Origin of the sequence: Streptomyces sp. NBC_00503 (genome assembly GCF_036346895.1) — a bacterium.
GTDB lineage: Bacteria > Actinomycetota > Actinomycetes > Streptomycetales > Streptomycetaceae > Streptomyces.
Genome location: NZ_CP107855.1, coordinates 1,549,643 through 1,574,307 on the forward strand (window position 1 = coordinate 1,549,643; position 24,665 = coordinate 1,574,307).

Here is a 24,665-nt window from a genome sequence, read left to right on the forward strand (position 1 = left end):
ACAGCACGCAATCGAGCGGGCAGGCGGGCGGACCCGCACACGAGCACGACGCACAGCGATGGGGGCAACGGTGGCGGACGACGGATTCGACTTCAGGCCCGGGGCACAGATCCCGCTCCAGGGCGGCAGCGGGCAGACCGCGGCGACCAACGCCCTCTCCTCCGCGGCCTACCGGGACGGCGCGCAGGACACCAAACTGCCGAGCATCCTCGACGCCAACAACGAGTACCACGAGTCGGTCGTCAAACCCGGCAAGATCTCCCTCCTCGAACCCAACCTCGGCGAGGCCTTCTGCCGCGCCGTCGAGGCGCGCACCATCCCGGCCACCCGCAAACCGCTCATCCAGTCCTTCGGCGCCGACCCGCAGACCGTCGTCGAGCACTGCCTGGCCGCCTCCCGCATCCGCAAGGAGCGCGACCGCAAGCTCCGCTGGATCATGCTCGTCTGCGGAGTCGTGTTCCTCCCCGGCCTGCTCCTGTGGCTCGGCCTCTTCTGGGGCCGCCGGGCCCTGGCCGCCTCCGAGGCCAAGCGCGCCTCCTGGATGGGCACCGCGCTCCTGGTCGGCGTGGCAATCGTCGTCGCCGTCCTGATGTTCCGGCTCCCGGTGACCGGGGTCCTCGGGCTCTACGTCCGCGCCATGGTCATCGCCCCCGCCCTCGGCTGGTTCTTCGCCCGCCGGCTCTGCGAGGCCACCGCCGAGGACATGCGCTCCCGCTGGGACGGCCTGCTGGCCGGCGGCGGCGGGGTCGCCGCCAAGATCCCCGAAGCCGTCCCCGGCAACCCCGACGAGAAGGCCCGCGAGGACCTGCGCCACTCCCTCGCCAAGCTCACCGCCGAGGACCGCAGCAACTCCGTCTTCTACGCCGGCCCCAAGGGCATACTCGGCATGGGCACCCGCTGGGGCAGCTGGCAGATGGCCGAGGAGCTGGCCCCCAAGACCGAGGGCGCCGAGATCCACCCGTTCCGCAGCTGGGACGTCATACGCGCGATCGACACCCAGCTGCGCAAGCTGGAGCGTGGCCCCCTGCACACCGGTGGCCTGCCGCCCGCCTCGATCATGCACTGGATCGTCACCCCGGTCGGCGAGGGCGCCAAGGAGGTCGCCCGCCCCACCGGCGCGGACGTGGACACCTTCCTGATCAAACCGCACGAGATCACCCGGATCTGCAACGAGCAGCAGTTCAGCGCCGGCAACCGGCACTACCTCGGCATCCAGTACCCGCTCTGGGACGGCCAGCTCGTCATCACCATGCTGGTCACGGTCACCGTGCTCTACAAGACCCTGCGCGTGGAGGTCACCGGCCACGCGCTGGGCCCGGTGCACGGCCTGTTCACCACCAAGTCGAAGGCCCCGGTGATCGAGGTCCCCAAGTCCATAAGGTTCTGGGAGACCGAGGAGCGCGCGCTGCCCCTGGTGGACGCGAACGAGGTCGTACGCCTCGCCGTGCGCGCCCCGTTCACCTGGTACCCGCCGCTCCTGGACTTCCTGGGCGGCAAGCTGGTCCTGCCCGAGCCCTTCGGCGTCCGCCACGTCTGGGCCGGCCAGCCGTGGCGCCACCGCTTCATGGCGGACGACGCGATGCGCGCCGCGACCCCCGTCCTGCGGGCGGTGCACGCCGCCGCGATGCGGGTCCTGGACGAGAACGGCGTGGACACCGAGCGCTTCACCAACCGCTCGTCGATCGTCAGCGGCCTGATCCAGGACGCGGCCCCGCGCAAGGCGGACGTCTACGACGCGTAGGGCGCGGCTCCCCGGCCGGCGCCGGGGGCCGCGTCCGGCCTGGCCATTCTGGTCGTTCTAGTCGTTCGGCCAGGCGTCCGCGAGCATCTGGCGGGTGTCCGCGAGGAGTTGGGGCAGCACCTTGGTGTGGCCCACGACCGGCATGAAGTTCGTGTCCCCGCCCCAGCGGGGCACGATGTGCTGGTGCAGGTGCGCGGCGATCCCGGCTCCGGCGGCCTGCCCCTGGTTCATCCCGATGTTGAACCCGTGCGCCCCGGAAGCCTTGCGCAGCGCGACCATCGCCCGCTTCGTGAGGTCCGCGAGCTCGAGAGTCTCGGCGGCGTCCAGGTCCGTGTAATCGGCGACGTGCCGGTACGGCACGACCATCAGGTGGCCGCCGTTGTACGGGTAGAGGTTCAGCACGGCGTAGACGTGCTTGCCGCGCGCCACGACCAGGCCGTCCTGGTCGGACATCTCCGGAATCCCGCAGAAGGGACAGCCGTCCCCGGCCTCCGGCCCGGTCGGCTTGTTCTCCCCCTGGATGTAGGCCATCCGGTGGGGCGTCCACAGACGCTGGAACGCGTCCTGCGTGCCCACACCGATCTGCTGCTCCGGCTCAATCGTCATGGGATGCAGCATATGACCTTGCCCCCGCGCGGCGTGTCGCCGGGGCGAAGACCAGTGGTGGGGCCGCGATGCTGAGCCCATGCACGATGCACCCGGGACCCGCGACCAGATCTGGGAACGCCGCACCGAACTGCCGCTGTTCTACGCCTCCCTGATCTTCCTCACCGGCTTCGCCGTCTCCGTGCTCGCCTTCCGGGTCCACCCCCTGTGGCGGGACATCGGCCTCGCCCTCGTCGCGCTGACCTGGCTCTGCTTCCTCGTGGACTACCTGGCCCGGCTGGTCCTGAGCGGCATGCGGCCCCTGCACTTCGTGCGCCTGCACTGGCTGGACACCCTGATCGTGGCGCTGCCGCTGCTGCGGCCGCTGCGCATGGTCAGGGTCCACGACGCGATCCAGGCCAAGAGCGACCACCCGCGCCGGGGGCTGTACGGGCGCGTGATGTCGTACGCCGGCCTGTCGGCCGGGCTGCTCGGATTCTCGGGCGCGCTCGGGGTCTACCACTTCGAGCGCCGCGCCCCGGACGCCACGATCCGCACCTTCGGGGACGCGGTGTGGTGGGTCTGCGAAACCCTGACCACGGTGGGCTACGGGGACATGGCCCCGGTGACCCCGGCGGGCCGGATCATCGCCGCCTGTCTGATGGCGGGCGGCCTGGCCCTGCTGGGCGCGGTGACGGGCTCCTTCTCGTCCTGGATGCTCCAGGTGTTCCGGCGCCAGGACGAGGCGGAGCCCCCGGGGAACTGAGTTCCCCGGGGGCTCCCGTGTCCCCGCGCCCGGCGGGGATCCCGTCACACCTGTACGCGGCGCTCCACGACGTCGACGAGCTTGGCCAGCGCCTGGTCGCGCGGGACGCCGTTCTCCTGCGAACCGTCGCGGTAGCGGAAGGAGACGGTGCCCGCGGCCATGTCCTCGTCACCGACGATGATCATGAACGGGACCTTGAGCTTCTGCTGGTTGCGGATCTTCTTCTGCATCCGGTCGGACGAGGCGTCCACCTCGACCCGCAGGCCCTTCTTCTTCGCCTCGGCGGCGAACTCCTGCAGGTACTCGATGTGCGAGTCGCCGATCGGGATGCCGACCGCCTGGACCGGGGCGAGCCACGGCGGCATGACGCCCGCGTAGTGCTCCAGCAGCACGGCGAAGAACCGCTCGATGGAACCGAACAGCGCGCGGTGGATCATGACCGGCCGCTGCTTGGTGCCGTCGGGGCCGGTGTACTCCAGGTTGAAGCGCTCCGGCAGGTTGAAGTCGAGCTGCACGGTCGACATCTGCCAGGTACGGCCGATCGCGTCGCGGCACTGGACCGAGATCTTCGGGCCGTAGAACGCGGCGCCGCCCGGGTCCGGGACCAGCGGGAGGCCCTGCTTCTCGGCGACCTGCTGGAGGGTGGCGGTGGCCTCCTCCCAGATCTCGTCGGAGCCGACGAACTTCTCCGGGTCCTTGGTCGACAGCTCCAGGTAGAAGTCGGTCAGACCGTAGTCGCGGAGCAGGTTCAGCACGAAGGTCAGCGTGCGGTCGAGCTCCTCCGCCATCTGCTCCTTGGTGCAGTAGATGTGCGCGTCGTCCTGGGTGAAACCGCGCGAGCGGGTCAGGCCGTGCACCACGCCCGACTTCTCGTACCGGTAGACGGTGCCGAACTCGAACAACCGGAGCGGCAGCTCGCGGTAGGAGCGGCCGCGCGCGTCGAAGATCAGGTTGTGCATCGGGCAGTTCATGGGCTTGAGGTAGTAGTCGGTACCACCGTCGAGCTGCATGGGGGGGTACATGCCCTCCGCGTACCAGTCCAGGTGACCGCTCTTCTCGAAGAGGGTGCCCTTGGTGGCGTGCGGGGTGTAGACGAACTCGTAGCCCTCTTCTTCGTGGCGCTTGCGCGAGTAGTCCTCCATGGTGCGGCGGATGACGCCACCCCGCGGGTGGAAGACGGCCAGGCCGGAGCCGATCTCGTCCTGTACGGAGAACAGGTCGAGCTCGGTGCCGAGCTTGCGGTGGTCGCGCTTCTCGGCCTCCACGAGGAAGTCGAGGTGGGCCTTCAGCTCCTCCTTCGACGGCCACGCGGTGCCGTAGATGCGCTGGAGCATCGGGTTCTTCTCGCTGCCGCGCCAGTAGGCGGCGGCGTTGCGCATGAGCTTGAACGCCGGGATGTTGCGGGTGGTCGGCAGGTGCGGGCCGCGGCACAGGTCGGACCAGCAGACGTCGCCGCTCTTCGCGTCGATGTTGTCGTAGATGCTCAGCTCGCCGCCGCCCACCTCGACGTCCGCACCGTCGTCCGAGGTCGCCGCGGAGCCCTTGAGGCCGATGAGCTCCAGCTTGTACGGCTCGTTGGCGAGCTCCTCGCGGGCCGCCTCGTCGGTGACCACGCGGCGGGCGAACTTCTGGCCGCGCTTCTGGATCTCCTGCATCTTCTTCTCGATGGCCTTGAGGTCATCGGGGGTGAAGGGCTTCGCGACGTCGAAGTCGTAGTAGAAGCCGTCCCGGACCGGCGGGCCGATGCCCAGCTTGGCCTCGGGGAAGAGCTCCTGCACGGCCTGCGCCATGACGTGCGCGGTCGAGTGGCGCAGGATGTTCAGGCCGTCCTCGGAGGAGATCTCCACCGGCTCGACGCTCTCACCGTCCCGCACCTCGTAGGAGAGGTCCTTCAGTTCATCGGCGATGCGCGCGGCGACGATGGTGCGCTCGCCGGCGAAGAGCTCCGCCGCCGTAGTGCCCGTGGCCACCACGCGCTCGTCCCGCTCGGAATCGCGTTGGATGATCACACGGACGTCTGACACGGTCTCTCCTGACTCAGGGGGGTGCGCGAGGGAATACCGCGCGCCTGAATCGTACCGAGCCGATGGGCTGCGCCGCTAAACGGTTGTTCCGGGCCGCCGTTCCCGGGGCTCCGCCCCGGACCCCGCGCCTCAATCGCCGGCGGGGCTGGACGATGCCGCGCAGCGGCATTTCCAGCCCGTCCGGCGTTTGAGGACCGGGTCCGGGCAGCGCCCGGGGAACGGTGGAAGGGCGGGTAGGGGACACGCCCCGCAGGGACCTGTCAGTCGTCCGACGGGAGAACGTCCCCCGGGTCGAGGGTTCCGTCCCCGTCCAGGGACTTCATCAACCTGTCCCGCTCGACCTCGTCCAGCGGCACCGGCCGGACGTCGGTCGCGTCAGTCAGGCGGCGGAACCCGCCCCGCCGCTGCAGACGACCGCTCACGCGGATCGGCAGCCCGACCAGGTGCGCGTGCCCCGCGACCCGGTACGACTCCTCGTCGAGCACCACCCGGATGTACGGGATCTCCGCCCCGGCGAGGACCCGCAGCCGGACCGTGCCGCCACCACCCGGCGCCGAGCGCCGCATCCGGACCACCGCGCCCGCCACCCGGACGGGGACGGCCGGCTCGTCGCGGGTGTAGCGCGCGGCCGCGTCCCGGAGCACCGGGAGGTCCCCGGGCGAGAACTCCACCGGCTCCGGCCTGGCCGCGCAGCCCGCCGGGACGCCCGCGGCCGGGGCCCAGGCGAGGGAGACCCTGGCCCCTTCGGAGCCGCGGACCAGTGCGATGAGCGCTTCGGCCAGTTCCCGGCTGACCCCGGCTTCGACCGCCGCGTCGAAGGCCTCCATGCCTCCGGTGGCCCGCTGGTAGTCCACGGCTTCGCGGGCCGCGTGCAGGGCGTGGTGGAGCCGGGTCATGGTGCCGCGGCCCCCGTCCACGGGGACGTACGCGGTGAGCCGCCGCCCGCCGGGGGCCGGTCCGACCAGGACCCCGTCCAGCGCCCGCTCCGCCTGCCCCCGGTGCCGGGCCCCGTAGTACCCGGCCCGGGCCCGGTCGGCCAGGGCCCCGGCGAGGAGCAGCTGGCGGGCGGCCGAGCGCAACTGTTCCTGGACGGTCCAGTCGGCCTCGCCCCGGAGCCCGTACGCCCCTTGCGGGATCTCGCGCTCCCAGCGGATCTCGTCGCTCGGCACGCTGAGCCCGTAGAGCACTTCGCGCGCCGAGGGCAGGGCGCTGCGCGAGAGGGCGGTGAGGGCCTCTTCGAGGAGGTCGGCGCAGTCGGGGAAGGCGCGGCTCTCGGGGATCAGGAGGCTGGTGCTCCGGCTGCTGTCCGTCCCGTGGGGGGCAGGCGGGGTCCAGCGCCCGTAGCGTCCGGCCGTGCCGCCGCGGCGCAGCCAGCCGTGCCGGTGCAGCAGGGCGCCGAGCACGAGCGGATCGACCTGCGCGGGATCGGGTGCGGCGGCGCCGTACTGCGGGGACGGGAGCGGGAACGGCTCCAGGTGCGGTGACTGCCAGTTCATCAGGGTGTCCCTCCCGACCCGACCCGGGTCATGATCTCGCAGAGCGCCCGGTCGTCGAAGATCCGCGTGGTCGGGATCCGTACGGTGGTCCGGCGCCGGCCGGTCACGGGGTGTCCGGCGAGATTGGTCCAGTAGCAGCAGTGCCGCAGGTCGAGCCGGTCGTGTCCGGCGCTGAGCCATTGGTCGCGTTCCCGCGGTACGAGCATCACGACGAGGATCTTGTGCACGGCGACCGGGCTGCGGGCGAGCTTCACCAGGTGCTCGTTGTCGAGGGTGAAGCCGAAGGTGGGCCCGGCCGGTCCGGCCGGTATCTGGTAGGTCGCCTTGAGCTGGACCTTGATGGTCACCTCGTCGTCGATCACGTGCTCGGGGGCGCCGTGGCTGACGTGCCAGTCGATGCCGTTGTCCGGAAAGGGCTGGGAGAGCGAGCAGCCGGCCGCGGCGACGACGGCGTGCAGGTATCCCACCTGGAGGGTCTCCATGCAGGCGGTGGTGGCGAGTGTGCCGCGCAGCGGTCCGCTCCGCGGGTCGGTCCGCGGCTCGATCTGGCCGGCGAGCACCCCACCCGGTTCGGGCTGCGCGAGCGCCATGGCCGGCTCCCCATGCCTTCCGGGCTCTTCTACGAGGGGTTCGGGGTGACGACCGGTCATGTGTGCGGTCCCCCACTGGAGTTGTCTCCGCAGTCGGCGTGGCGCAAACGGCGTACGCGGCAAAGAGCCCGGGTACAACCGATTCGGGAGGGTGGCAGGCTCGAGGCAGCGGTGCCCGGATGCGCCCCATCCGTCCACGGGTGACGAGGAGTTCGCCATGACACGCTGGTACGAGGGCCCGCTGGCCGCATTCGACACGGAGACGACCGGGGTGGACGTGGAGCGGGACCGGATCGTGTCCGCCGCGCTCATCGTCCAGGAGTGCGCGGGCGGCCGGGTCCGCTCGACGCGCTGGCTGGTCAATCCCGGTGTCCCGGTGCCTCCGGGGGCCACGGAAGTGCACGGTCTGACCGATGACCACCTCCAGCGCAACGGGCGCTGGCCCGCGCCGGTGGTGGAGGAGATAGCCCGGGCGCTCGGGGAGCAGCAGGTGGCGGGGCGGCCGGTGGTGGTGATGAACGCGCCGTTCGATCTGACGCTGCTGGACCGGGAGTTGCGTCGACACCGGGCGTCTTCGCTGTCGCGCTATCTGGACAACCGGCCGCTGACGGTGCTGGATCCGCGGGTGCTGGACAAGCACCTGGACCGCTACCGCAAGGGGCGGCGGACGCTGACGGACCTGTGCGCGCACTACGGGATAGAGCTGGAGGCCGCGCACGACGCGGCGGCGGACGCGCTGGCTTCGCTGGAGCTCGTACGGGCGGTGGGGCGGCGGTTCGCGGGGCGGCTGGAGAGGCTGTCCCCGGCGGAGCTGCACACCTTGCAGCAGGTCTGGCACGCGGCGCAGGCGCGGGGGCTGCAGGCCTGGTTCGCCCGGCAGGGGACGCCGGAGCCGGTGGATCCGCACTGGCCGTTGCGTCCGGAGCTGCCGCAGGCGGCGTAGCGGAGGGGCCCGCTGCGTGCGCAGGTGCCACGGCGCGCGGAGGGCCCGTACATGCGGAAGGCCGGTCCGTCATAAGACGGACCGGCCTGTCCCGGTGGGCGATACTGGGATCGAACCAGTGACCCCTTCGGTGTGAACGAAGTGCTCTCCCGCTGAGCTAATCGCCCGGGAACGGACTGAACAATACAGAAGGCTCGGGGCTGGTTCAAACCGCTTCCGCTCCGGCTGCCAGATGTGCTGCCAGTCCGCGCTGCCCGGCCCTCATCATCAGGGTGTGGTTGAGCCGGAACACGGGTCGCCCGGGGACGGAGAGCCACCGCATGAGGGGCCGGTGGACTTCGACCTCCTGCTCGTAGAGGGCCCGCGTTCCGCCGGATCGCGGAGCGACGGTCCAGCGCGCCCAGCCCTCGAGGTCACCGCTCAGGGCGACCTCCAGGATTCCGCGCGCGGGATCGCGCAGGACTTCGGCGGCGCTCACGCGCAGGGTGTACGGGAGGGTCGAGCGGATGAGGGCGGTGCCGCTCCGCTCGTCGCCGGAGGGGACGACCTCGCGGATCTGCGGCCACCACAGGGGGTAGGCCTCGGGCCGCTCGAGGGCGGCGTAGACGCGGGCGGGTGGGGCGTCGAGGTCCCACACGCTGCGGAAGCGGTAGTGGGTCCAGCGGGCGCGGCGGCCACGGCTCGGGTCCATGGGCCCAGTCTGACCCGTGGCGGGACGCGACATCCCTACTCAGCCGGAATTGGCTCGGGGATGAGTACGCGCACCCATGTGCCCGGGGCGTGATGGGGGCCACACTCCGCACATGGAGAACCCTCTGCCACCGGCCGAAGAGCTGGTGCTCATCGACCGCGAGCTGTTCCAACTCGACGCCCGGCGTCACTACCTGCTGAGCCGTCGGGAGTGGCTGCTGCGCGGCCGGGCCCCCTTGGCCTGGGGAGTGCCCGCCCATCCCGCCGGTCCGAAGCCGGTGCAGGGCGGGCCGGAGGCCTCGGCGCCGGGTGCGCAGAACGTGCTGCTGATCCTGGGCGCGGTGCTGCTGGCCGTGGCGGCGCTGGCGTTCACGCTGGTCAGTTGGGGATCCCTGGGCATCGCGGGGCGCAGCGCGGTGCTCGCCGTGGTGACGGCGGCGGCGCTGGGCGCGCCCGCGGCGCTGCTGCGCCGCGGGCTGCGGTCGACGGCCGAGGCGGTGGGCGCGGTCGGGCTGCTGCTGACGGTGCTCGACGCGTACGCGCTGTACGCGGTCGGGATGCCGGACACCGACTCCACCGCCTACGCGGCGGGGGCGGCCGCGGTGCTGGCGGCGGTGTGGGCCGGGTACGGGCTGGCGCTGCCGGGGCTGCGGATCCCGTTGCCCGCGGCGGTGCTGACGGCGCAGCTGCCGTTGCCGCTGGCCGCGGTGGCGGCGGGAGGCAACGGGATCGCCCTGGGCTGGGCGCTGTTGGCGACGGCGGCGCTGGACGCGGCGCTCGCGCTGGTCCGCCCGGGGCGCTGGTCGCTCTGGGCCGCGGTCGCCGGTTCGGTCGTGGGCGGGGCGGCGCTGCTGACGGGGCTGGCCGAGTCGGTGGCGCCGGAGTCGGGTGGCCTGCCGCTGGGCGCGGCCGCGCTGCTGGCGGCGGTGTGCGCGCTGGGCGTGGCGGTGGCCTGGCGTCCGGCGGGGCTCCCGGCCTTCGCGGTGGCGGCCGGTGTCGCGGCGGTGGCGGCGGCGGGCGGGCTGCTGGCTCCGGGGCTGGACTCCTCCTGGGCGGCGGTGGCGTACCTGGTGGTGGCGCTGCCCCTGCTGGGGGCGGTACGGGTCCTCGTGCTCCCGGCTCCGGTCCGGCGCGGCCTCGCGTGGGCCGGTGCGGGGGTGGCCGCGCTGACGGCGGTGTGGGGTGCGGCGTGGGTGGTGACGGTGCTGGTGGAGCGGCTGCGGGTGCTGGACGAGGTGTGGGCGCCGACGACCCCGACCCCGGCGGCCGGGCACGGCACGGGCGCGGCCCCGGTGGTGGCGCTGCTGCTGACGGCGGCGGCCGCGTGGTGGCTGCTGCGGGTGGTTCCGCAGCGCCTGAGGCCGGCGGCGGGCGCCGTGGCGGTGGCGCTGGCCTGGGCGGGGCTGTTCACGGCCCCGGTGGCGGCCGGCCTGCCGGCGGGCGCGGTCCTCGTGGCGCAGCTGGCGGTGACGCTGGCGGCGGGGACGCTCGCGCTGCGGACGGCGGCCGTCGACGCGGGCCGCGGGATCGCGGCGGCGGCGTGCGCCGGGGCGGGGGCCCTGAACGTGTCCCTGGCGGCCCTGGACGGCCGTCTGGCCACCGTCGGGGTGCTGGGGCTGCTGGGGGCCGCTTCGGCGGCGGGTGCGGCGTACGGGCCCGGCTCCGCGTGGGCCCGCCGCACGGCGGCGGCGTTCGCCGTCGGGTACGCGGCCCTGCTGGCGGTGGCGCTGGGCGCGCTGCTGGAGCTCCCGGTGGCGTGGTGGGGGCCGCCGGTGCTGGTGGTTCCCGCGGTGGTGGTGGCGCTCGGGCCGCGGCTGGGCCCCGTCAGGGCTCCGGCGGAGCTCACGGCCGCCGGGGCGGTGTCCCTCGCGGTGCTGCTGGCCCTCGGGGCCGAGCGGGCGGCCACGCCGCTGCTCGCGCTGGTCCTGGGGCTGGCCGGGGCGGTCTGCGCGGGGGCGGCGGTGCGCCCGGAGCGCCGGTCGGCGGGCTGGGCGGCCGGGGCGCTGTTCCTGGCGGCGACCTGGGTGCGGCTGGCGGCCTCCGGGGTGACGGTGCCGGAGGCGTACACCGTGCCGGTGTCGGCGGCGGCGCTGGCGGTGGGCTTCGTACGGCGTCGCCGGGATCCGCAGGCGGCCTCCTGGACGGCGTACGGGCCGGGCCTGGCGGCGACCTTGCTGCCGAGCACCCTCGCGGTGTGGGCGGACCCGCACTGGTTACGGCCGCTGCTGCTGGGCCTCGCCGCGCTGGCGGTGACCCTGGCCGGGGCGCGGCGCCGGCTCAAGGCCCCGCTGCTGCTGGGCGGGGCGACGCTGGTGGCGGTGGCCCTGCACGAGCTGACCCCGTACGTGGTGCAGGTCGTGGACGCGCTGCCGCGCTGGCTGCCGCCGGCGCTGGCCGGGGTGCTGCTGCTGGCGGTGGGGGCCACGTACGAGAAGCGGCTGCGCGACGCCCGGCGGCTGCGGGAGGCGATCGGCCGTCTGAGGTGAATCGGGGGGCCGAACGGGGGAAAACGCCAGAGGCCCGGAGACTGTGAAAGTCTCCGGGCCTCTGGTCCGGGTGGGCGATACTGGGTTCGAACCAGTGACCCCTTCGGTGTGAACGAAGTGCTCTCCCACTGAGCTAATCGCCCGGACGCACCGCAAACATTACCGCATGTCAGCGGTGCTCCCGGCCACGGGCCGGAGCGCTCACTGGTCCTTGAGGTTCCAGGGCAGGACGAGCCCGTACTTCCAGAGGTAGAAGCCGATCAGGGCGCCCGCGATGACGAGGCCGACGCTGGTCAGGACGATGTTGCGGCGGCGGACCCGGGGGTCGAGGGCCTTCTGCGCGGCCTCGCTGACCTTGCGCTTGGTCCAGCGCAGGACGAGGTGGGCCCAGGCGAACTCGGTGGCCCAGATCGCGAGGCCCGCGAAGATCGCGACCCAGCCGGGGCCGGGCAGGACGAGCATGGCGATGCCGGCGCCGATGACGGCGAGGCCGACGACGAAGACTCCGACCTGCCAGCTCAGGTGCAGCCCGCGGCGGGCCTTGATGAAGGCGGGCGCCTTGGAGACGTGCGGCGCTTCCTCCTTGGCGCCGGACCCGGCGGCGGACCCGGCGGCGGACCCTGCTGCGGCGGCCCCGGCGGCAGGCTCGATGGCGGCGGACTCGGTTGCGGACTCGTTGGTCTCGCGGTCACTCCCCGTGTTCATGGGGTCGAATCTACCGGAGCGCGAAGCACACGTGAATGGGCGTTTGGATCCGCCGTTCGAGGGACCCAGAGGTCCGCAAAACGGTCAGAGGGGTTTACAACGGCACCGTAGGTGGCATGTCGATTTCGCCGACGTGCGAATCCCCGAGCGCACACTGAGCGAAAGGCCCTGGCGCTTATGAACACCACGGTCAGCTGCGAGCTGCACCTGCGCCTCGTTGTGTCGAGCGAGTCCTCACTGCCTGTTCCCGCGGGCCTGCGGTATGACACGGCCGATCCCTACGCCGTGCACGCCACCTTCCACACCGGCGCCGAGGAGACGGTCGAATGGGTATTCGCCCGCGACCTCCTCGCCGAGGGCCTTCACCGGCCCACCGGTACCGGCGACGTCCGCGTATGGCCGTCCCGTAGCCACGGTCAGGGAGTCGTCTGCATCGCCCTGAGCTCACCGGAGGGAGAAGCACTGCTCGAAGCACCCGCCCGAGCACTCGAATCGTTCCTCAAGCGGACGGACGCCGCGGTCCCACCCGGGACCGAACACCGGCACTTCGACCTCGACAAGGAGCTCTCCCACATCCTGGCCGAATCCTGAGCCAGGCCTACAGAGGGAACCCTCTCCCGGCCTCGGCCGGGAGCCGCACGACACCGTCCGACTCGGGGCGACGGTGTGCGGCGGACAACCACATACGGAAGTGCCGGCGCTGTTCACGCGGAAGCCACCCGCGTGGACGGCGCCGGTGCGCTTTGTAGGCACCCGCTAGAGTCGGCCACCAGCGGCGGCAGCAGACCGCCACCGCAGGCCCGGCCCCTGAGGGAGACCCCTTGCAGATCCCCCACGACACCCGTCGCGCGCTCGACGTCGTCGTCGCGCTGGTGAACACCTCGGCCGAGGCGGACCAGTCCGACGTGCTGGCGGACGTGAACGCGCTGCGCGGGTTCGTCCGGGAGTACGCGATCAGCGACGTCGGCGAGCTCGGCGCCCGCGACCTCGCGGGCGTGCGGACGGTGCGCGGGAAGTTCGCCCAGATCTTCGCGGCACCGAGCTCGCGCGCAGCCTCGGTACTGATCAACGAGCTCGTCGCGACGGCCGGCACCACTCCGCAGCTGACCAACCACGACGGCTACGACTGGCACGTGCACTACTTCGCGCCGGGCGCCTCGGTGGGCGACCACCTGGCCGCCGACGGCGGCATGGCGCTGGCGTTCATCGTGGTCTCCGGCGAGCAGGAGCGGCTGCGCCGCTGCGAGGCCCCGGACTGCCGGCGGGCCTTCGTGGACCTGTCCCGCAACCGCTCCCGGCGCTACTGCGACAGCCGCACCTGCGGGAACCGGCTGCACGTGGCGGCGTACCGGGCCCGGCGCAAGTCGGAGCTGGGTTCGGACCCGGGACCGGAGCAGGGACCCGAGCAGGGGACCGGTTCACAGCAGGAAGAGATCGTGCACGGCGGCGAGCAGCAGCAGACCACCGATCACGCCTAGGAAGATCATCAGGGGCGGCTGGGAGAGCGCGAAGAGGCAGCCTCGCGGCTCCTCGGCAACGGCGGGGGCGGTGGCCGGCGCGGGAACGGCCGGCTCACCCTGCGATGTGTCGAGCATGTCGGGCCGATGATGGCGCAGCCCGCCCCGGTCCGCCGCTCAACACGCCAGACTCCGCGCCCGAGTTCGCCGGATCCCGTCAGATCAGGTGGTTCCCGGCCGGAATCCCCCCGGAGGACCGGGGGGATGTCATATGCCGTGCTTCTTGAGGATGGCCTCGATGTCGGAGAAGTCCTCGCCCGGCGCGGAAGCGGCCGGGGGCGCCTGCGGACGGCTGCCGCCCCCCAGGGAGGGCGCGGAGGCGGCCGGAGCCACGGCCTGTGCGCCAGCGCCTCGACCCTTGCCCGTGGCCTTCGGCTCCTTCGCCGGCTTCTCTCCCGCGCCGAGCCCGCGCCGCTCCACGGCGCGCGTGGTGATGAAGAGCAGCCAGGCCAGCCCCAGCACCCCGAACCCGATCCACACCGTCGGCTTGAAGACGATCCCGGACGCCCACTGGACCACGCCGGTCATCACCAGGCCGAGGGGCACCAACGAGTACGCCGCGATCCGCGTGGCCGCGAGGAAACGCTTGCGGTAGGCGGTCAGCGCGGCGATGCCCAGGCCCGCCGCGGCCACCGCGGAACAAATGGTCTCGGCAAGCATGCGGGCCTCCAGGGCGGTGCGGTCGGTCGGACCCGGCCGGGCGGGCCGGGCGTTCTGTCCCCATCCATCCTGCACCGGCGACCACCGTCCCGGCCATGTCCGGAGCCCGCCCCGAGCGGATCTCCGGGACATCTCCGGGTCGTCCCTCATCCCGAGGTCCCGGTCGGCCGCCCCGGCCGGGGGCTGGGAGACTGTCCGCATGACCGATTCCGTGATCCTCGATGTCTGGTGCGAACTCCAGTGCCCGGACTGCAACAGCGCCCTGGACGACGTACGCGCCCTGCGGGCCCGCTACGGCGACCGGCTGGACATCCGGCTGCGCCACTTCCCGCTGGAGAAGCACAAGCACGCCTTCGCCGCCGCGCAGGCGGCCGAGGAGGCCGTCGAGCAGGGGCAGGGCTGGCCGTACGTGGAGGCCGTGCTCGCCCGCACCGCGGAGCTCGGCAAGCGCGGCGAGGCCGTACTCGTCGACGTGGCGCGTGAACTCGGCCTGGACGCCGAGGAGTTCGACACGGCCCTGATCGACGGCCGGCACATCCTGATCGTGGACGCCGACCAGGCCGAGGGCAAGGCGATCGGCGTGACCGGCACCCCGACGTACGTGATCGACGGCCAGCGCCTCGACGGCGGCAAGAGCCAGGAGGGCCTGCGCGCCCGCATCGAGGAGATCACCGACCGACTGCTGGCTGAGTAGCGGGAGAAACGGCCTAGATCAGGTCCTTGGCGTAGTTGAAGTCGGTCGTCCGGTAGCCGAGGGACTCGTAGAGCCGCAGGGCCGGGGTGTTGTCGGTGAAGACGTGCAGCGCCAGGACCCTGTGGCCGGCGGCGAGTGCCGTGCGTTCGGCGAGGAGCATCAGGCCCCGGCCGTAGCCGCGGCCGCGGTGCTCCTCGGCCACCGCGACGTCGAAGACGTACGAGGCCTCCCCGCTCGGCGCGACCCACACGGTGCCGACGGGCGTGCCGGCCGCCTCCAGGACGCCGAAGCTGACTCCCCGGGTGGCCAGCCCCCCGGGCAGCAGGGATTCGTGGTCGGCCACCGACTTGGCGTGCGCGGCCTGCGCCGGCATGCCGCGGCTGATCCAGCTCTGCGCGTAGCTCTCCCGCGCTCCGGCGAGCCAGGTCTCGAACTCGGCTTCCGTCATCGGGCGGCCGGAGACCCCCTCGGGCAGGGTGGGGGGCTCGGCCGGGAGTTCCTTGGCCATGTTGCGGCTGTACTCGGCGTACCCGAGGGAGTCGGCCATCCGCAGGCCGCCCGCAGATTCGGCGGGGACCGAGACGCGGACCCGTCGGCAGCCCCAGCTCCGCAGCACTTCCTCGGCGGCGAGCGCGGCGACCGTGGCGCGGCCGCGCCGCCGGTCGGGCTCCTCGACGGCGAGGTCGCGGATCTCGGCGACCGTCGGCCCGAAGGGGGTGTCGGCGGCGAGCAGCAGGGCGCCGACGCGCCTGCTGTTGACGCGGATCTCGTACGGGCGCGAGCGCGCCCCGCCGGTGCTCTGCTGAAGCGGCCCGCTCGGCCGCAGGGTGGTGGTCATCAGTCGAGTTCTACCCGCCCCGCGGCCCGAAGCACAGGGAGTTTGCCCCGGCCCGGTCAGGACGCGGGGTCGGCGTCCTCGGCGGAGCGGGCGTCGAAGATCCGCATGGCCTCGGCGGTGACGGGGCCGGGGGCGGTGCCGAGCTCGCGCCCGTCGATCCGTAGGACGGCCTGGACATCGCGCAGCGAGGAGGTCAGGAAGACCTCCTCGGCCTGCTCCAGCGCCTCGAAGGGCAGGTCGGTCTCCTTGGCCCCGGACCACTCGGCGACGAGGGCGCGGGTGATGCCGCCGAGGCAGCCGGAGGCGACGGGCGGGGTGTGCAGTTCCCCGTCGAGGACGAGGAACACGTTGGAGCCGGTGCCCTCGCAGAGCCGCCCGACCGTGTTGGCGAAGAGGGCCTCGGAGGCTCCGGCCCGGTGGGCGGCGGCGAGCGCGACCACGTTCTCGGCGTACGAGGTGGTCTTCAGCCCGGTCACGGCGGAGCGCTCGTTGCGCACCCAGGGCACGGTGATCACGGCGGTGGTGTCGGGGCGGCGGGTGGCCCCTGCCAGGGCGACGATCAGCGTCGGGCCGGTCTCGCCCCGGTCGGAGCCGAGCGGGGAGACTCCCCCGGTGTAGGTGACGCGCAGCCGGCCGAGGGGGACCGGGTTGGCCTCCAGTACGGCCGCGCAGGCGCGGCGGACCTCGTCCAGGTCGGGGTCCGGCAGGCCCAGGCCGCGGGCGGACCGGGTCAGCCGCTCCAGGTGGCGGGTGAGGGCGAAGGTCGTGCCGTGTTCCGCCTTGAGCGTCTCGAAGACCCCGTCGCCGACGGTGAGGCCGTGGTCGAACACGGACACCTTCGCGTCGTCGGCGTCCCGCAGTGCTCCGTCGAGCCAGATCCTCACCGTACGGTCCTCCCGCTTTCGTTCGCGTTCGTCTCGGTCACGCGCGTCTCGGTCACGCGCGTCTCGGTCACATGCGTCTCGGTCACGCGCGTTTCAAGTCGCCTGCGTTTCGCTCGCGTGCGCCGCGATCTCCCCTGACGCTACCCGCAGCAGGCGGGCGGCCTTCAGCTCGGTCTCGGCCCACTCGCGGTCGGGGTCGGAGCCCCAGGTGATCCCGGCGCCGGTGCCGAAGCAGAGGCGGGGGCCGCCGGGGGTCTCGCGGTCGATCCAGAAGGTCCGGATGCCGACGGCGAGCTCGGCGGTGCCCCGGTCGGCGTCCACCCAGCCGATGCCGCCGCAGTAGGGGCCGCGGGGGACGGTCTCCAGGGCCTCGATGATCCGCAGGGCGGAGGATTTGGGGGCGCCGGTGACCGATCCGGGCGGGAAGGTGGCGGCCAGCAGCTCGGGCCAGCCGGCTCCCTCGGCGAGCTCTCCGGTGACGGTGGAGACGAGGTGGACCAGGCCCGGGTGCTCTTCGAGCGCGCACAGCTCGGGGACGGCGACGGATCCGGTGGCGCACACCCGGCCGAGGTCGTTGCGTACGAGGTCCACGATCATCACGTTCTCGGCGTGGTCCTTGGGCAGCAGGTCCGCGGCGGTACGGCCGGTGCCCTTGATGGGGCCGGACTCGATGTGGCGGCCGGTGCGGCGCAGGTAGAGCTCGGGGGACGCGGTGGCGATCTCCACGCCGTGGGCCGGCAGGCGAATCGTTCCTGCGTACGGGGCCGGGTTGCCGCGCGCGAGCAGCGCGGTCAGGGCGTCGACATCGGCCGTGCCGCCGGCACCGGGCGGCTCGGGAAGGGGCGCGGACATCACGCGGCAGAGGTTGGCCTGGTAGACCTCGCCCGCCTCGATGTGCTCGCGGATACGGCGCACGCCCGCGATGTACGCGGCACGGTCGAGGGAGGAGGTCCACTGGTCCGCGTCGGGGCCGGTCCAGGCCCCCGGAACAGGCGCCCGTACCGGGTCGGGGCGTATGTCTCCGAAGCGCGCGCAGACGAGCCGCCCCTCGAAGTCGGCGGCGACCGCCCAGAAGCCGGTGGACTCCAGGGCGGCGGGGTCATGGGTGACATCTCGGAGATCGGTCGCGAGAAGGCCGCCGAAGCGGGCGAGGGGAGGCAGGTCGTGCACGGCTGCGAGTCTATGACCGGTGACGCGCCGGCGCCGGTGAGGCGTCCGCCAGGTGACCGGTGGTGATCGAGCGGCAGCACGCTGCGGAAACGCGTTTTTGAGCTGGCCCGGGAATCCGCTAGAGTTCAACTCGTCGCCAGGGAGCGAAGGGGTAAAACCCCGGAGCGAACACGGTGACCTGCGGACGTAGCTCAGTTGGTAGAGCACCACCTTGCCAAGGTGGATGTCGCGAGTTCGAGTCTCGTCGTCCGCTCTGTGGTGGGGGATCATCTTCCCGAGAACCCCCGCTCTTGCTCCATGGTGGAGTGGCCGAGAGGCGAGGCAACGGCCTGCAAAGCCGTCTACACGGGTTCAAATCCCGTCTCCACCTCCAAGGACGATTAGCTCAGCGGGAGAGCGCTTCCCTGACACGGAAGAGGTCACTGGTTCAATCCCAGTATCGTCCACTGGTCCGCAAGGATCCCCGCGCGATTAGCTCAGCGGGAGAGCGCTTCCCTGACACGGAAGAGGTCACTGGTTCAATCCCAGTATCGCGCACGCAGTACACGTACCACCTGCGGTTTCAGACCGTGGTCCCGCGCGATTAGCTCAGCGGGAGAGCGCTTCCCTGACACGGAAGAGGTCACTGGTTCAATCCCAGTATCGCGCACCAGCATCCGGGAGCCCCGGCCGTTACGACGGCCGGGGCTTTCGCGTGTGCGGTGCGTGTACGCGCATGCCTGCCGGCGCGGGCGGTACGACGGGCGGGGTGGGGCCCCGGTGGTTGGTTCGCGGGGCCCCGGCAGCCGTCAGGAGGAGAAGAGCATCCGGCCGAAGCCGCCCTTGTGGTGTCCGTGACCGTGTCCGTGGCCATGGCCGTAGCCGCCGTGCTGCGGGGCTCCCCAGGCGGGCGCGGGGGCGTGCTGGGCCGGATACGGCGCCGGGGCCGGCGGCGCGGCGGGCGGCGGGACCTGGCCGTACTGGGCCGTGTACTGGGACTCCAGACGGGTCAGCGCCTCGAGCTCGCCGTAGTCGAGGAAGATGCCGCGGCAGCCGCTGCACTGCTCTATCTGGACACCGTTGCGGTTGTACGTGTGCATCATCGCGTGACACTTCGGACACTGCATGAGCGGATCAACTCCTCGCCGTCTGGTCGACACCGGATGCGTACCCGGTGGCGTGAAGCTCACCCTACGACGGAGCCAGTAGCTCCAAGTCGGCCGGGAGAGCCGCAATTCGGACACAGGCTTCCACCATCAGCCGCTCCACGTCGTCCAGTCGGCGCTCCTCCCGGGCCGCCTTGGCCAGGGCCAGTGCGGCCGTCTGTACGGTGAGCGCGCGGGCGGCGACGTCGAGTTCCGGCCAGGGGTCACTGCCGGGCGGACCGGCGGCGGGGCCACCGGCGGCGCGGTACGCGTCGAGGAAGCGCAGCCAGGTCGGCGGATCGAGCAGCCCGGCGGCGTACCAGGCCGCCGGCCGGGCGAGATCCCAGGCCGGGGCTCCGAGTCCGAGGTCGTCGACGTCGATGAGCCGCCACTGCCACCCCGCCGGCCCGGCGATCCGCACCAACTGCCCGAGGTGCAGGTCCCCGTGACACAGCACCCCACCCTCCGGCTGCACCCCTTCCCCCCGGGCCCAACCGGGCAACGTCCCCGCGGCAGCCCACACGGACCGCACGAGCCGCACGGCATCCCGATCCCGACCCGGGCGAGACCCCGCCGAGCCCCCGGCTCCGGGGGCCGCGGCCGGGCCGGTGGCCCGTTCCGGGTCCGGGTCCGGGTAGGCCGTGGCGAGTCTGTGGAGGGCTCGGGCCAGTTTGGCGGGGCCGCGCATAGGGGGCATCGGGGTCGGGAGGGGGCGGAGGGGGGTTCGGTGCAGGGCGGCCAGGAGTTCGGCGGCCGCCTCCCAGGGGGCGTCCTCCGGGTGGTCCGGGTCGACCGGAGCCCCGTAGGGCCACAGGGAGACGGGGCGTCCGTCGACCTGGCCCAGCCCGGTCCGCAGCGGTGGCAGCAGGACCCCGGCCAGCGCCGGGTCCCCCGCGATCCGGATCCGTACCCCCAGCGCGCTGGGATCGCCGTCCCCCGCGTGCGCCTTGACCACGACCTCCCCGCAGCGCACGACGGTGCCGTCGGCCCGGTCCGCGAGGACCTGGTACTGCCCGGCCCCCGCGTGCGCCGCCAGCGCGGCCGCGCTCACTCGCTCCAGCGGAACCACGCCTCGGCGCCGTCGATGTGCAGCAGGAAGCCCGACGTCGGGAGCCCGGCGGGGGTGAGGAGGGTCAACTCCTCGGCGATCGGGGCGTACGCCTCGTCGAAGCGCTCGCCGAAGCGCTCGTCGGAGAGGTTGCTGGAGAGGTGGTCGGAGAGGTTGTCGTCGGTCTCTTCGGCCATCAGCGTCTGCACGGCCTCGAACCAGGAACGGACGCGCTCGAAGCCGGCTTCCGGCGCGAAGCGGCCGTGGAGCCATGGGAAATCGGCCGATTCCACGACGACCGCGCCGAGCGGCTCCCCTTGGCGCACGAGCTGCCAGACGCTGCCCTCCGGCCGGCCCGGCCGCTCCGGCTCCAGCCCCACCTCCATGACGACTCCCCCGTGTCCCCGCCACCGCACCCGGCGGATGCTCCTCGGCACGAGGGTACGCAGCGCCACTGACATCGAAGGGGTGGGGTGGGGCGGGGCGGACCGTGGGCACGGGTCCGCGGGCATGAAAAAGGGTGCTGCCCGTCCGACTCCCCAGTCGTACGGGCAACACCCTTCACCTGCCGTCCGTTGGCCGCTCCCCCGTCCCCACGGGGTTCGACCGGTGACAGTCCCGGCCCAGGCCGCTCTCCTGGGCCCGGGGCGCCGCTCAGCGCCCCAGCATCACGCTTACGGACGACGCCTGCGCCACCACCTGGTCGAAGCCTCCGAAGAGGAAGAGCAGGAGGGCGGCCAGGGGGAGCACCATGGCCGCGGCCACCAGCGGGTGGCGACGGCCGGACTCATGGCCGTTGAACGCGAATGCCTTGCGTCCCTGCCGTGCGATGTCCGCCATGGTCCTCTCCCTGTCGATTGGCAGCGGCGGGTTTGTGACCTCGGGGGACGAGTGCTCCACCCGCCGCTTGTCTTCAACACTAGGCGCGGAGAAGGCCTCTGGCCTCATGCCCTCGTACCCATTGCCGGGCCTCCGGGAGGATGACGAGCCCCCCTCCGGCGTACTCCCCTGGGTGGAGGTCGACCCCCAGGGGTGAGGGTCTTCCCGGAGGGGATGACCAGAGGGTAGTGACTTCGCTCACTTCCGTCACTCCCCGCACACACCACGCCTCCGACCAGGCACTCCCAAGATCACCCGGCCGGGTCCGGCCCGCACCCCGTCCCGTACCCCGCGATTACCCCGCCCGTCACCCCAATTCCCTTGGCCCGTGCACCGTTTGGCCGCGGCACCCCGCTCCGTACATGCGTCCGACCGGTGGTCCGGGAATCCCTCAAGTGGACTGCCCCGTACTGACTATCGAATCCCCCGGCGAGGGCGCGGCCTCTGAGCGCGCATGCCGGATGGTCCGTAAGCTGTGGCACGTCAACAGGACGACCGGTCAGCGGGGTGGACATGGCGATGATGCGGCTCCGGCGCGAGGACCCGCGTGTCGTCGGCTCGTTCAGGCTGCACCGGCGCCTCGGCGCCGGCGGCATGGGCGTCGTCTACCTGGGCTCCGACCGGCGCGGACAGCGCGTCGCGCTCAAGGTGATCCGGCCCGATCTGGCCGAGGACCAGGAGTTCCGCTCCCGCTTCGCCCGCGAGGTGTCCGCCGCCCGGCGGATCCGCGGCGGATGCACCGCGCGCCTGGTCGCCGCGGACCTGGAGGCCGAGCGCCCCTGGTTCGCCACCCAGTACGTACCCGGGCCCTCCCTGCACGACAAGGTGGCCGAGGAAGGCCCGCTGACGGCCTCCCAGATCGCCTCCATCGGCGCAGCGCTCTCCGAAGGCCTGGTCGCCGTGCACGAGGCGGGGGTCGTGCACCGCGACCTCAAGCCCTCGAACATTCTTCTGTCCCCCAAGGGCCCGCGCATCATCGACTTCGGGATCGCCTGGGCCACCGGCGCGAGCACCCTCACCCACGTGGGAACGGCCGTCGGCTCCCCCGGGTTCCTGGCGCCCGAGCAGGTGCGCGGCGCCGCCGTCACCCCGGCCACGGACGTCTTCTCGCTCGGCGCCACCCTTGCCTACGCGGCCACCGCCGACTCCCCCTTCGGGCACGGCAGTTCCGAGGTCATGCTCTACCGCGTGGTGCACGAGGAACCGCACCTCCAGGGCGTCCCGGACGCCCTCGCGCCCCTCGTACGGGCCTGCCTGGCCAAGGACCCCGAGGACCGGCCGACCACGCTCCAGCTGTCCATGCGGCTCAAGGAGATCGCGGCCCGCGAGGCGCACGGGATGGGCGAGAGCCGTCCGCCTGTGCAGCGGGCCCGCACCGAGCGGCCGACGGGGCGCCTCGCCGAGGGGTACGCCGACCAGCGCGCGGAGCTCCGTACCGGCGACCACCCCACGCCGCAGCCCCAGGGGCCGGGACCGTCCCAGGGACAGGGACAGGGCGGGCAGGGCGGCCAGGGACCGCAGAGCGGACCGCACTCGCGGCCCTCGTCGGCGCGGGGCACCGGCTCGCGGGGCACCGGCTCCACCGCCGGGCGCACGGGCGGCCGCCCGGCGCCTCGTACGACGGGCACGGGGCGGCGGCCTTCGCGGCCGGACCCGAAGCTGATGCGCCAGCGCCTGATCGTCTTCGTCGTGGTGACGCTGATCGTCGCGCTGGGCATCGCGGCCGCCCAGAAGCTCTAGGCCGTCTGGGCTGCCCGGCTACGGGCGGCCGCTGGCCACCGCGTAGAAGGCGACGGCCGCGGCCGCGCCCACGTTCAGCGAGTCCACCCCGTGCGCCATCGGGATCCGTACCCATTCGTCGGCGGCGACCAGGGCCTGCGTCGAGAGCCCGTCCCCCTCCGCGCCCAGCATCAGCGCGACCCGTTCCAGGTTCTGCGGGGCGGCCTCGTCGATCGGCGAGGCCTTCTGGTGCGGGGTGAGCGCCAGGAGCTTGAAGCCGGCCTCGCGGACCGAGTCCAGGCTCTTGGGCCAGGCCTCCAGGCGGGCGTAGGGCACGGAGAACACCGCACCCATCGAGACCTTGACCGAGCGCCGGTAGAGCGGGTCCGCGCAGTCGGGCGAGAGCAGCAGCGTGCCCCGCTGGTCTCCCCCGGGACTTGGCCTCTGACCTCGGATGCCCACCAAAGCTGATCGAGTCTGGATTGAGTGGTTCGCGGTCGGCTAATGCTCTTATCCATTCAGCCTACGAGGTGCTCGTACTCGTCTCCACCAGGATCGATCTCATGACAGCATGATCTTCGTGTCAGGTGATGGCGAGTTCCAAGGAGAGCAAGTGGACCCGAGTGAGCCCCTGTTGATCCAGCGCTTCAGGTCCTGGCTCCAGCCAGCGCCTTCAGCGGAGGACGCCACTCGGGAGCCGTTCTTCACTAACGGTCTCATCGTCCTCGATACGAACATCCTGCTCAGCCTGTACGAGTACACCGAGTCGGCTCGCGAGGACGTGTTCACAGCGCTGGAGTCGGTATCGGATCGCCTCTGGATGCCGCACCAGGTGGGTTTGGAGTTCGTACGCGGACGGCGGAGCACATTGGAATCCCGCAAGGTCGCTCTCACCGACGCTGCGAAGGAGGTCAACCAGCACCTGATGCAAGCGGTGAAGTCAGTCGTTGCGGCCCGCAACGTCGTGAGCAAGCAGCTTGCGAAGTACGGAGCGGCGCTCGACGCGGGCGAGGAACTGGCACGGCTCATCAACGACTCAGCGGCGAACAACCTGCTGCAGGAATACCGCGCCACTTTGAAGAAACACCTCGATGCGCTGAAGTCCCAGCACGGGCTGCCAGCGGACCTCGCCGAGGCTGACGATCCCGTCCTCCTCCGCGTCGCCCGTATGTACGGCGACCGGATCGGCACTCAGCCCGACGACTCCGTGCTGCGAGCGCGGATCGAGGAAGCTGTCGGCTTCCGCTTCCCCAACGAGATCCCTCCGGGCTACCGGGACCTCGGCAAAGACACCCCGCTGAAGGCCGCAGGCGACTTCCTCCTCTGGGAGGAGGTAGTCGAACATGCAAAGAACCTTCCAACCGGCTCCCGCCGCATCCTCTTCGTGTCCAACGACACGAAGGAGGACTGGTACGAGACCAGAAGGGGAGCGGGAGGCACTCAGCGCCCTTGGCCGATGCTCTTCGAGGAAGTGCGGACGCGGGCCGATGCGGAGCTCCGTATCGAGACCCCCTCACTGTTCTACGCCGGCATCAAGCAGTTCCTCCACACCGATCTGAACGCGACCACGTACGAAGAGATCGAACGCGTCTCTTCAGTTCAGGACCTGCTGGTAGAGGAGGAGGCCGACCTTGTCACCGTGCACAACGCGGCCCATACGACACCGCCTCCAGGCCTCGCCAACGAAGCATCCCGCTCTGTCGAGCTCACCACGGCCGGGACGCGGACTGCTCTGGAATCGGCGGCGCCGTCTTTCCGCACCTTCCAGTGGTGGCTGATCGGTGTTACTGCGCAGCTGGGGCGGCGCGAGCCTTCCTCAGCTGAATGCAAGATAGACATCGCTGCTGCTTACCGGGGAGACAAGGCCCCGCCCGGCTCGTGGGAACCCGCGACTGTGTTCAGGCCCGGGGACTGGGTCCACCGCGATTCCTCTTGGATCGCATCCTGGTTCCTCCGGCTTTTCAAGGAGCTGCCGCAGTCCGACCACGCGGTTCTCCGGAGCCTTGCCGCGCAGCAGGCTGAGGCGAACCGGCCTGCCTTCGAGTGATCCCGATTACCGCCACGAATGCCTCCCGCCGGAACAAGCGTGTCGCACCCCGCATAGCC

Annotated in this window: 23 protein-coding genes, 7 tRNA genes and 2 pseudogenes; 14 read left to right on the forward strand and 18 right to left on the reverse strand. The window is 72.1% G+C overall.

The features are described from left to right. The first annotated feature begins 70 nt into the window (after positions 1-70). Positions 71-1,741: a hypothetical protein gene (locus OG490_RS07220; RefSeq protein WP_330295453.1), complete on the forward strand. Its 1,671-nt coding sequence runs from the start codon at positions 71-73 to the stop codon at positions 1,739-1,741. A gap of 57 nt (positions 1,742-1,798) precedes the next feature. Here OG490_RS07220 and OG490_RS07225 read toward each other — a convergent pair whose 3' ends face one another. Further along, complete coding sequence (locus OG490_RS07225) at positions 1,799-2,359, reverse strand: HIT family protein (protein ID WP_330295454.1); 561 nt, start codon at positions 2,357-2,359, stop codon at positions 1,799-1,801. Between the two features lie 67 nt (positions 2,360-2,426). Here OG490_RS07225 and OG490_RS07230 point away from each other — a divergent pair, with 67 nt between their 5' ends. After that, on the forward strand, positions 2,427-3,092 hold the full coding sequence (locus OG490_RS07230) for a potassium channel family protein (protein ID WP_330295455.1): 666 nt from the start codon (positions 2,427-2,429) through the stop codon (positions 3,090-3,092). Between the two features lie 44 nt (positions 3,093-3,136). On the opposite strand, the gene thrS is transcribed toward OG490_RS07230, so the two are convergent. The 3 genes from thrS to OG490_RS07245 form a co-directional block, all read right to left on the reverse strand. Then, the gene (gene thrS / locus OG490_RS07235; protein ID WP_330295456.1) at positions 3,137-5,116 is read right to left on the reverse strand and encodes a threonine--tRNA ligase; all 1,980 of its coding nucleotides are present in this window, start codon (positions 5,114-5,116) and stop codon (positions 3,137-3,139) included. A 260-nt stretch (positions 5,117-5,376) separates the two neighbouring features. Beyond that, complete coding sequence (locus OG490_RS07240) at positions 5,377-6,612, reverse strand: hypothetical protein (protein WP_330295457.1); 1,236 nt, start codon at positions 6,610-6,612, stop codon at positions 5,377-5,379. Continuing rightward, complete coding sequence (locus tag OG490_RS07245) at positions 6,612-7,202, reverse strand: DUF4365 domain-containing protein (protein ID WP_330295458.1); 591 nt, start codon at positions 7,200-7,202, stop codon at positions 6,612-6,614. The genes OG490_RS07240 and OG490_RS07245 overlap by 1 nt, the downstream gene beginning before the upstream one ends. 217 nt (positions 7,203-7,419) lie before the next feature. Between OG490_RS07245 and OG490_RS07250 the strand changes: the two genes are divergently transcribed. After that, positions 7,420-8,145, forward strand: coding sequence for a 3'-5' exonuclease (locus OG490_RS07250; RefSeq protein ID WP_330295459.1), 726 nt, complete (start codon positions 7,420-7,422; stop codon positions 8,143-8,145). 95 nt (positions 8,146-8,240) lie between these two features. Here the strand turns inward: OG490_RS07250 and OG490_RS07255 are convergent. Both OG490_RS07255 and OG490_RS07260 read right to left on the reverse strand, forming a co-directional pair. Further along, positions 8,241-8,312, reverse strand: a tRNA-Val gene (locus OG490_RS07255). A gap of 38 nt (positions 8,313-8,350) precedes the next feature. Further along, on the reverse strand, positions 8,351-8,836 hold the full coding sequence (locus OG490_RS07260; protein WP_330295460.1) for an SRPBCC family protein: 486 nt from the start codon (positions 8,834-8,836) through the stop codon (positions 8,351-8,353). A gap of 112 nt (positions 8,837-8,948) precedes the next feature. Here OG490_RS07260 and OG490_RS07265 point away from each other — a divergent pair, with 112 nt between their 5' ends. Continuing rightward, the gene (locus OG490_RS07265) at positions 8,949-11,321 is read left to right on the forward strand and encodes an SCO7613 C-terminal domain-containing membrane protein (protein ID WP_330295461.1); all 2,373 of its coding nucleotides are present in this window, start codon (positions 8,949-8,951) and stop codon (positions 11,319-11,321) included. Positions 11,322-11,392: 71 nt separating this feature from the next. Here the strand turns inward: OG490_RS07265 and OG490_RS07270 are convergent. Both OG490_RS07270 and OG490_RS07275 read right to left on the reverse strand, forming a co-directional pair. Further along, a tRNA-Val gene (locus OG490_RS07270) sits at positions 11,393-11,464 on the reverse strand. 58 nt (positions 11,465-11,522) lie between these two features. After that, positions 11,523-12,026 (reverse strand): TIGR02611 family protein, encoded by a 504-nt coding sequence (locus OG490_RS07275; protein WP_330295462.1) that lies wholly within the window; start codon positions 12,024-12,026, stop codon positions 11,523-11,525. A 177-nt stretch (positions 12,027-12,203) separates the two neighbouring features. On the opposite strand from OG490_RS07275, the gene OG490_RS07280 reads away from it, so the two are divergent. Next, complete coding sequence (locus OG490_RS07280; protein ID WP_030011909.1) at positions 12,204-12,617, forward strand: SsgA family sporulation/cell division regulator; 414 nt, start codon at positions 12,204-12,206, stop codon at positions 12,615-12,617. 230 nt (positions 12,618-12,847) lie between these two features. Continuing rightward, positions 12,848-13,402 (forward strand): annotated as a pseudogene (locus tag OG490_RS07285) (CGNR zinc finger domain-containing protein); the annotation flags it as partial. A gap of 42 nt (positions 13,403-13,444) precedes the next feature. On the opposite strand, the gene OG490_RS07290 reads toward OG490_RS07285, so the two are convergent. Both OG490_RS07290 and OG490_RS07295 read right to left on the reverse strand, forming a co-directional pair. Further along, on the reverse strand, positions 13,445-13,621 hold the full coding sequence (locus OG490_RS07290) for a hypothetical protein (protein ID WP_330295463.1): 177 nt from the start codon (positions 13,619-13,621) through the stop codon (positions 13,445-13,447). Between the two features lie 129 nt (positions 13,622-13,750). Continuing rightward, on the reverse strand, positions 13,751-14,203 hold the full coding sequence (locus OG490_RS07295) for a hypothetical protein (RefSeq protein ID WP_330295464.1): 453 nt from the start codon (positions 14,201-14,203) through the stop codon (positions 13,751-13,753). Between the two features lie 199 nt (positions 14,204-14,402). Between OG490_RS07295 and OG490_RS07300 the strand changes: the two genes are divergently transcribed. Next, positions 14,403-14,897, forward strand: coding sequence for a DsbA family protein (locus tag OG490_RS07300; protein ID WP_330295465.1), 495 nt, complete (start codon positions 14,403-14,405; stop codon positions 14,895-14,897). A gap of 13 nt (positions 14,898-14,910) precedes the next feature. Here OG490_RS07300 and OG490_RS07305 read toward each other — a convergent pair whose 3' ends face one another. From OG490_RS07305 to OG490_RS07315, 3 genes are all read right to left on the reverse strand, one after another. Further along, the gene (locus OG490_RS07305; RefSeq protein WP_330295466.1) at positions 14,911-15,735 is read right to left on the reverse strand and encodes a GNAT family N-acetyltransferase; all 825 of its coding nucleotides are present in this window, start codon (positions 15,733-15,735) and stop codon (positions 14,911-14,913) included. A gap of 56 nt (positions 15,736-15,791) precedes the next feature. Continuing rightward, a complete protein-coding gene (locus OG490_RS07310; RefSeq protein WP_330295467.1) occupies positions 15,792-16,619 on the reverse strand; it encodes an aminotransferase class IV in 828 nt (275 codons plus the stop codon). Between the two features lie 93 nt (positions 16,620-16,712). Next, the gene (locus OG490_RS07315) at positions 16,713-17,789 is read right to left on the reverse strand and encodes a chorismate-binding protein (RefSeq protein ID WP_330295468.1); all 1,077 of its coding nucleotides are present in this window, start codon (positions 17,787-17,789) and stop codon (positions 16,713-16,715) included. A 180-nt stretch (positions 17,790-17,969) separates the two neighbouring features. Here OG490_RS07315 and OG490_RS07320 point away from each other — a divergent pair. From OG490_RS07320 to OG490_RS07340, 5 genes are all read left to right on the forward strand, one after another. Continuing rightward, positions 17,970-18,042: transfer RNA gene (locus OG490_RS07320), tRNA-Gly, on the forward strand. Between the two features lie 46 nt (positions 18,043-18,088). Next, positions 18,089-18,162: transfer RNA gene (locus OG490_RS07325), tRNA-Cys, on the forward strand. A gap of 1 nt (position 18,163) precedes the next feature. After that, positions 18,164-18,235, forward strand: a tRNA-Val gene (locus OG490_RS07330). 19 nt (positions 18,236-18,254) lie between these two features. Next, positions 18,255-18,326, forward strand: a tRNA-Val gene (locus OG490_RS07335). 40 nt (positions 18,327-18,366) lie between these two features. Continuing rightward, positions 18,367-18,441: transfer RNA gene (locus OG490_RS07340), tRNA-Val, on the forward strand. A gap of 136 nt (positions 18,442-18,577) precedes the next feature. Here the strand turns inward: OG490_RS07340 and OG490_RS07345 are convergent. From OG490_RS07345 to OG490_RS07360, 4 genes are all read right to left on the reverse strand, one after another. Continuing rightward, on the reverse strand, positions 18,578-18,895 hold the full coding sequence (locus OG490_RS07345; protein WP_330295469.1) for a TFIIB-type zinc ribbon-containing protein: 318 nt from the start codon (positions 18,893-18,895) through the stop codon (positions 18,578-18,580). Between the two features lie 64 nt (positions 18,896-18,959). Beyond that, positions 18,960-19,964 carry a phosphotransferase gene (locus OG490_RS07350; protein ID WP_330295470.1) on the reverse strand — a complete coding sequence of 335 codons (1,005 nt, stop codon included), beginning with the start codon at positions 19,962-19,964 and terminating at the stop codon, positions 18,960-18,962. Beyond that, a complete protein-coding gene (locus OG490_RS07355) occupies positions 19,961-20,347 on the reverse strand; it encodes a hypothetical protein (RefSeq protein ID WP_330295471.1) in 387 nt (128 codons plus the stop codon). The genes OG490_RS07350 and OG490_RS07355 overlap by 4 nt, the downstream gene beginning before the upstream one ends. Positions 20,348-20,615: 268 nt before the next feature. Next, positions 20,616-20,801: a hypothetical protein gene (locus OG490_RS07360; protein ID WP_330295472.1), complete on the reverse strand. Its 186-nt coding sequence runs from the start codon at positions 20,799-20,801 to the stop codon at positions 20,616-20,618. Positions 20,802-21,353: 552 nt separating this feature from the next. On the opposite strand from OG490_RS07360, the gene OG490_RS07365 reads away from it, so the two are divergent. Next, on the forward strand, positions 21,354-22,580 hold the full coding sequence (locus OG490_RS07365) for a serine/threonine-protein kinase (RefSeq protein ID WP_330295473.1): 1,227 nt from the start codon (positions 21,354-21,356) through the stop codon (positions 22,578-22,580). An 18-nt stretch (positions 22,581-22,598) separates the two neighbouring features. Here OG490_RS07365 and OG490_RS07370 read toward each other — a convergent pair. After that, positions 22,599-22,970: pseudogene (locus OG490_RS07370) on the reverse strand (TrmH family RNA methyltransferase); the annotation flags it as partial. A 160-nt stretch (positions 22,971-23,130) separates the two neighbouring features. Here OG490_RS07370 and OG490_RS07375 point away from each other — a divergent pair. Further along, entirely contained in the window at positions 23,131-24,606 is a 1,476-nt protein-coding gene (locus OG490_RS07375) for a PIN-like domain-containing protein (protein ID WP_330295474.1), read from the forward strand. Positions 24,607-24,665: the final 59 nt, after the last annotated feature.

What these genes read in the sequence shown, in the direction of transcription:
- OG490_RS07375 (WP_330295474.1), top strand. Translation starts at nt 23,131, where the DNA reads ATGATCTTCGTGTCAGGTGATGGCGAGTTCCAAGGAGAGCAAGTGGAC.
- OG490_RS07225 (WP_330295454.1), bottom strand. Translation starts at nt 2,359, where the DNA reads ATGCTGCATCCCATGACGATTGAGCCGGAGCAGCAGATCGGTGTGGGC.
- OG490_RS07230 (WP_330295455.1), top strand. Translation starts at nt 2,427, where the DNA reads ATGCACGATGCACCCGGGACCCGCGACCAGATCTGGGAACGCCGCACC.
- OG490_RS07305 (WP_330295466.1), bottom strand. Translation starts at nt 15,735, where the DNA reads ATGACCACCACCCTGCGGCCGAGCGGGCCGCTTCAGCAGAGCACCGGC.
- OG490_RS07290 (WP_330295463.1), bottom strand. Translation starts at nt 13,621, where the DNA reads ATGCTCGACACATCGCAGGGTGAGCCGGCCGTTCCCGCGCCGGCCACC.
- OG490_RS07345 (WP_330295469.1), bottom strand. Translation starts at nt 18,895, where the DNA reads ATGCAGTGTCCGAAGTGTCACGCGATGATGCACACGTACAACCGCAAC.
- OG490_RS07240 (WP_330295457.1), bottom strand. Translation starts at nt 6,612, where the DNA reads ATGAACTGGCAGTCACCGCACCTGGAGCCGTTCCCGCTCCCGTCCCCG.
- OG490_RS07250 (WP_330295459.1), top strand. Translation starts at nt 7,420, where the DNA reads ATGACACGCTGGTACGAGGGCCCGCTGGCCGCATTCGACACGGAGACG.
- OG490_RS07300 (WP_330295465.1), top strand. Translation starts at nt 14,403, where the DNA reads ATGACCGATTCCGTGATCCTCGATGTCTGGTGCGAACTCCAGTGCCCG.
- OG490_RS07245 (WP_330295458.1), bottom strand. Translation starts at nt 7,202, where the DNA reads ATGGCGCTCGCGCAGCCCGAACCGGGTGGGGTGCTCGCCGGCCAGATC.
- OG490_RS07355 (WP_330295471.1), bottom strand. Translation starts at nt 20,347, where the DNA reads ATGGAGGTGGGGCTGGAGCCGGAGCGGCCGGGCCGGCCGGAGGGCAGC.
- OG490_RS07365 (WP_330295473.1), top strand. Translation starts at nt 21,354, where the DNA reads ATGGCGATGATGCGGCTCCGGCGCGAGGACCCGCGTGTCGTCGGCTCG.
- OG490_RS07265 (WP_330295461.1), top strand. Translation starts at nt 8,949, where the DNA reads ATGGAGAACCCTCTGCCACCGGCCGAAGAGCTGGTGCTCATCGACCGC.
- OG490_RS07275 (WP_330295462.1), bottom strand. Translation starts at nt 12,026, where the DNA reads ATGAACACGGGGAGTGACCGCGAGACCAACGAGTCCGCAACCGAGTCC.
- OG490_RS07295 (WP_330295464.1), bottom strand. Translation starts at nt 14,203, where the DNA reads ATGCTTGCCGAGACCATTTGTTCCGCGGTGGCCGCGGCGGGCCTGGGC.
- OG490_RS07360 (WP_330295472.1), bottom strand. Translation starts at nt 20,801, where the DNA reads ATGGCGGACATCGCACGGCAGGGACGCAAGGCATTCGCGTTCAACGGC.
- OG490_RS07260 (WP_330295460.1), bottom strand. Translation starts at nt 8,836, where the DNA reads ATGGACCCGAGCCGTGGCCGCCGCGCCCGCTGGACCCACTACCGCTTC.
- OG490_RS07280 (WP_030011909.1), top strand. Translation starts at nt 12,204, where the DNA reads ATGAACACCACGGTCAGCTGCGAGCTGCACCTGCGCCTCGTTGTGTCG.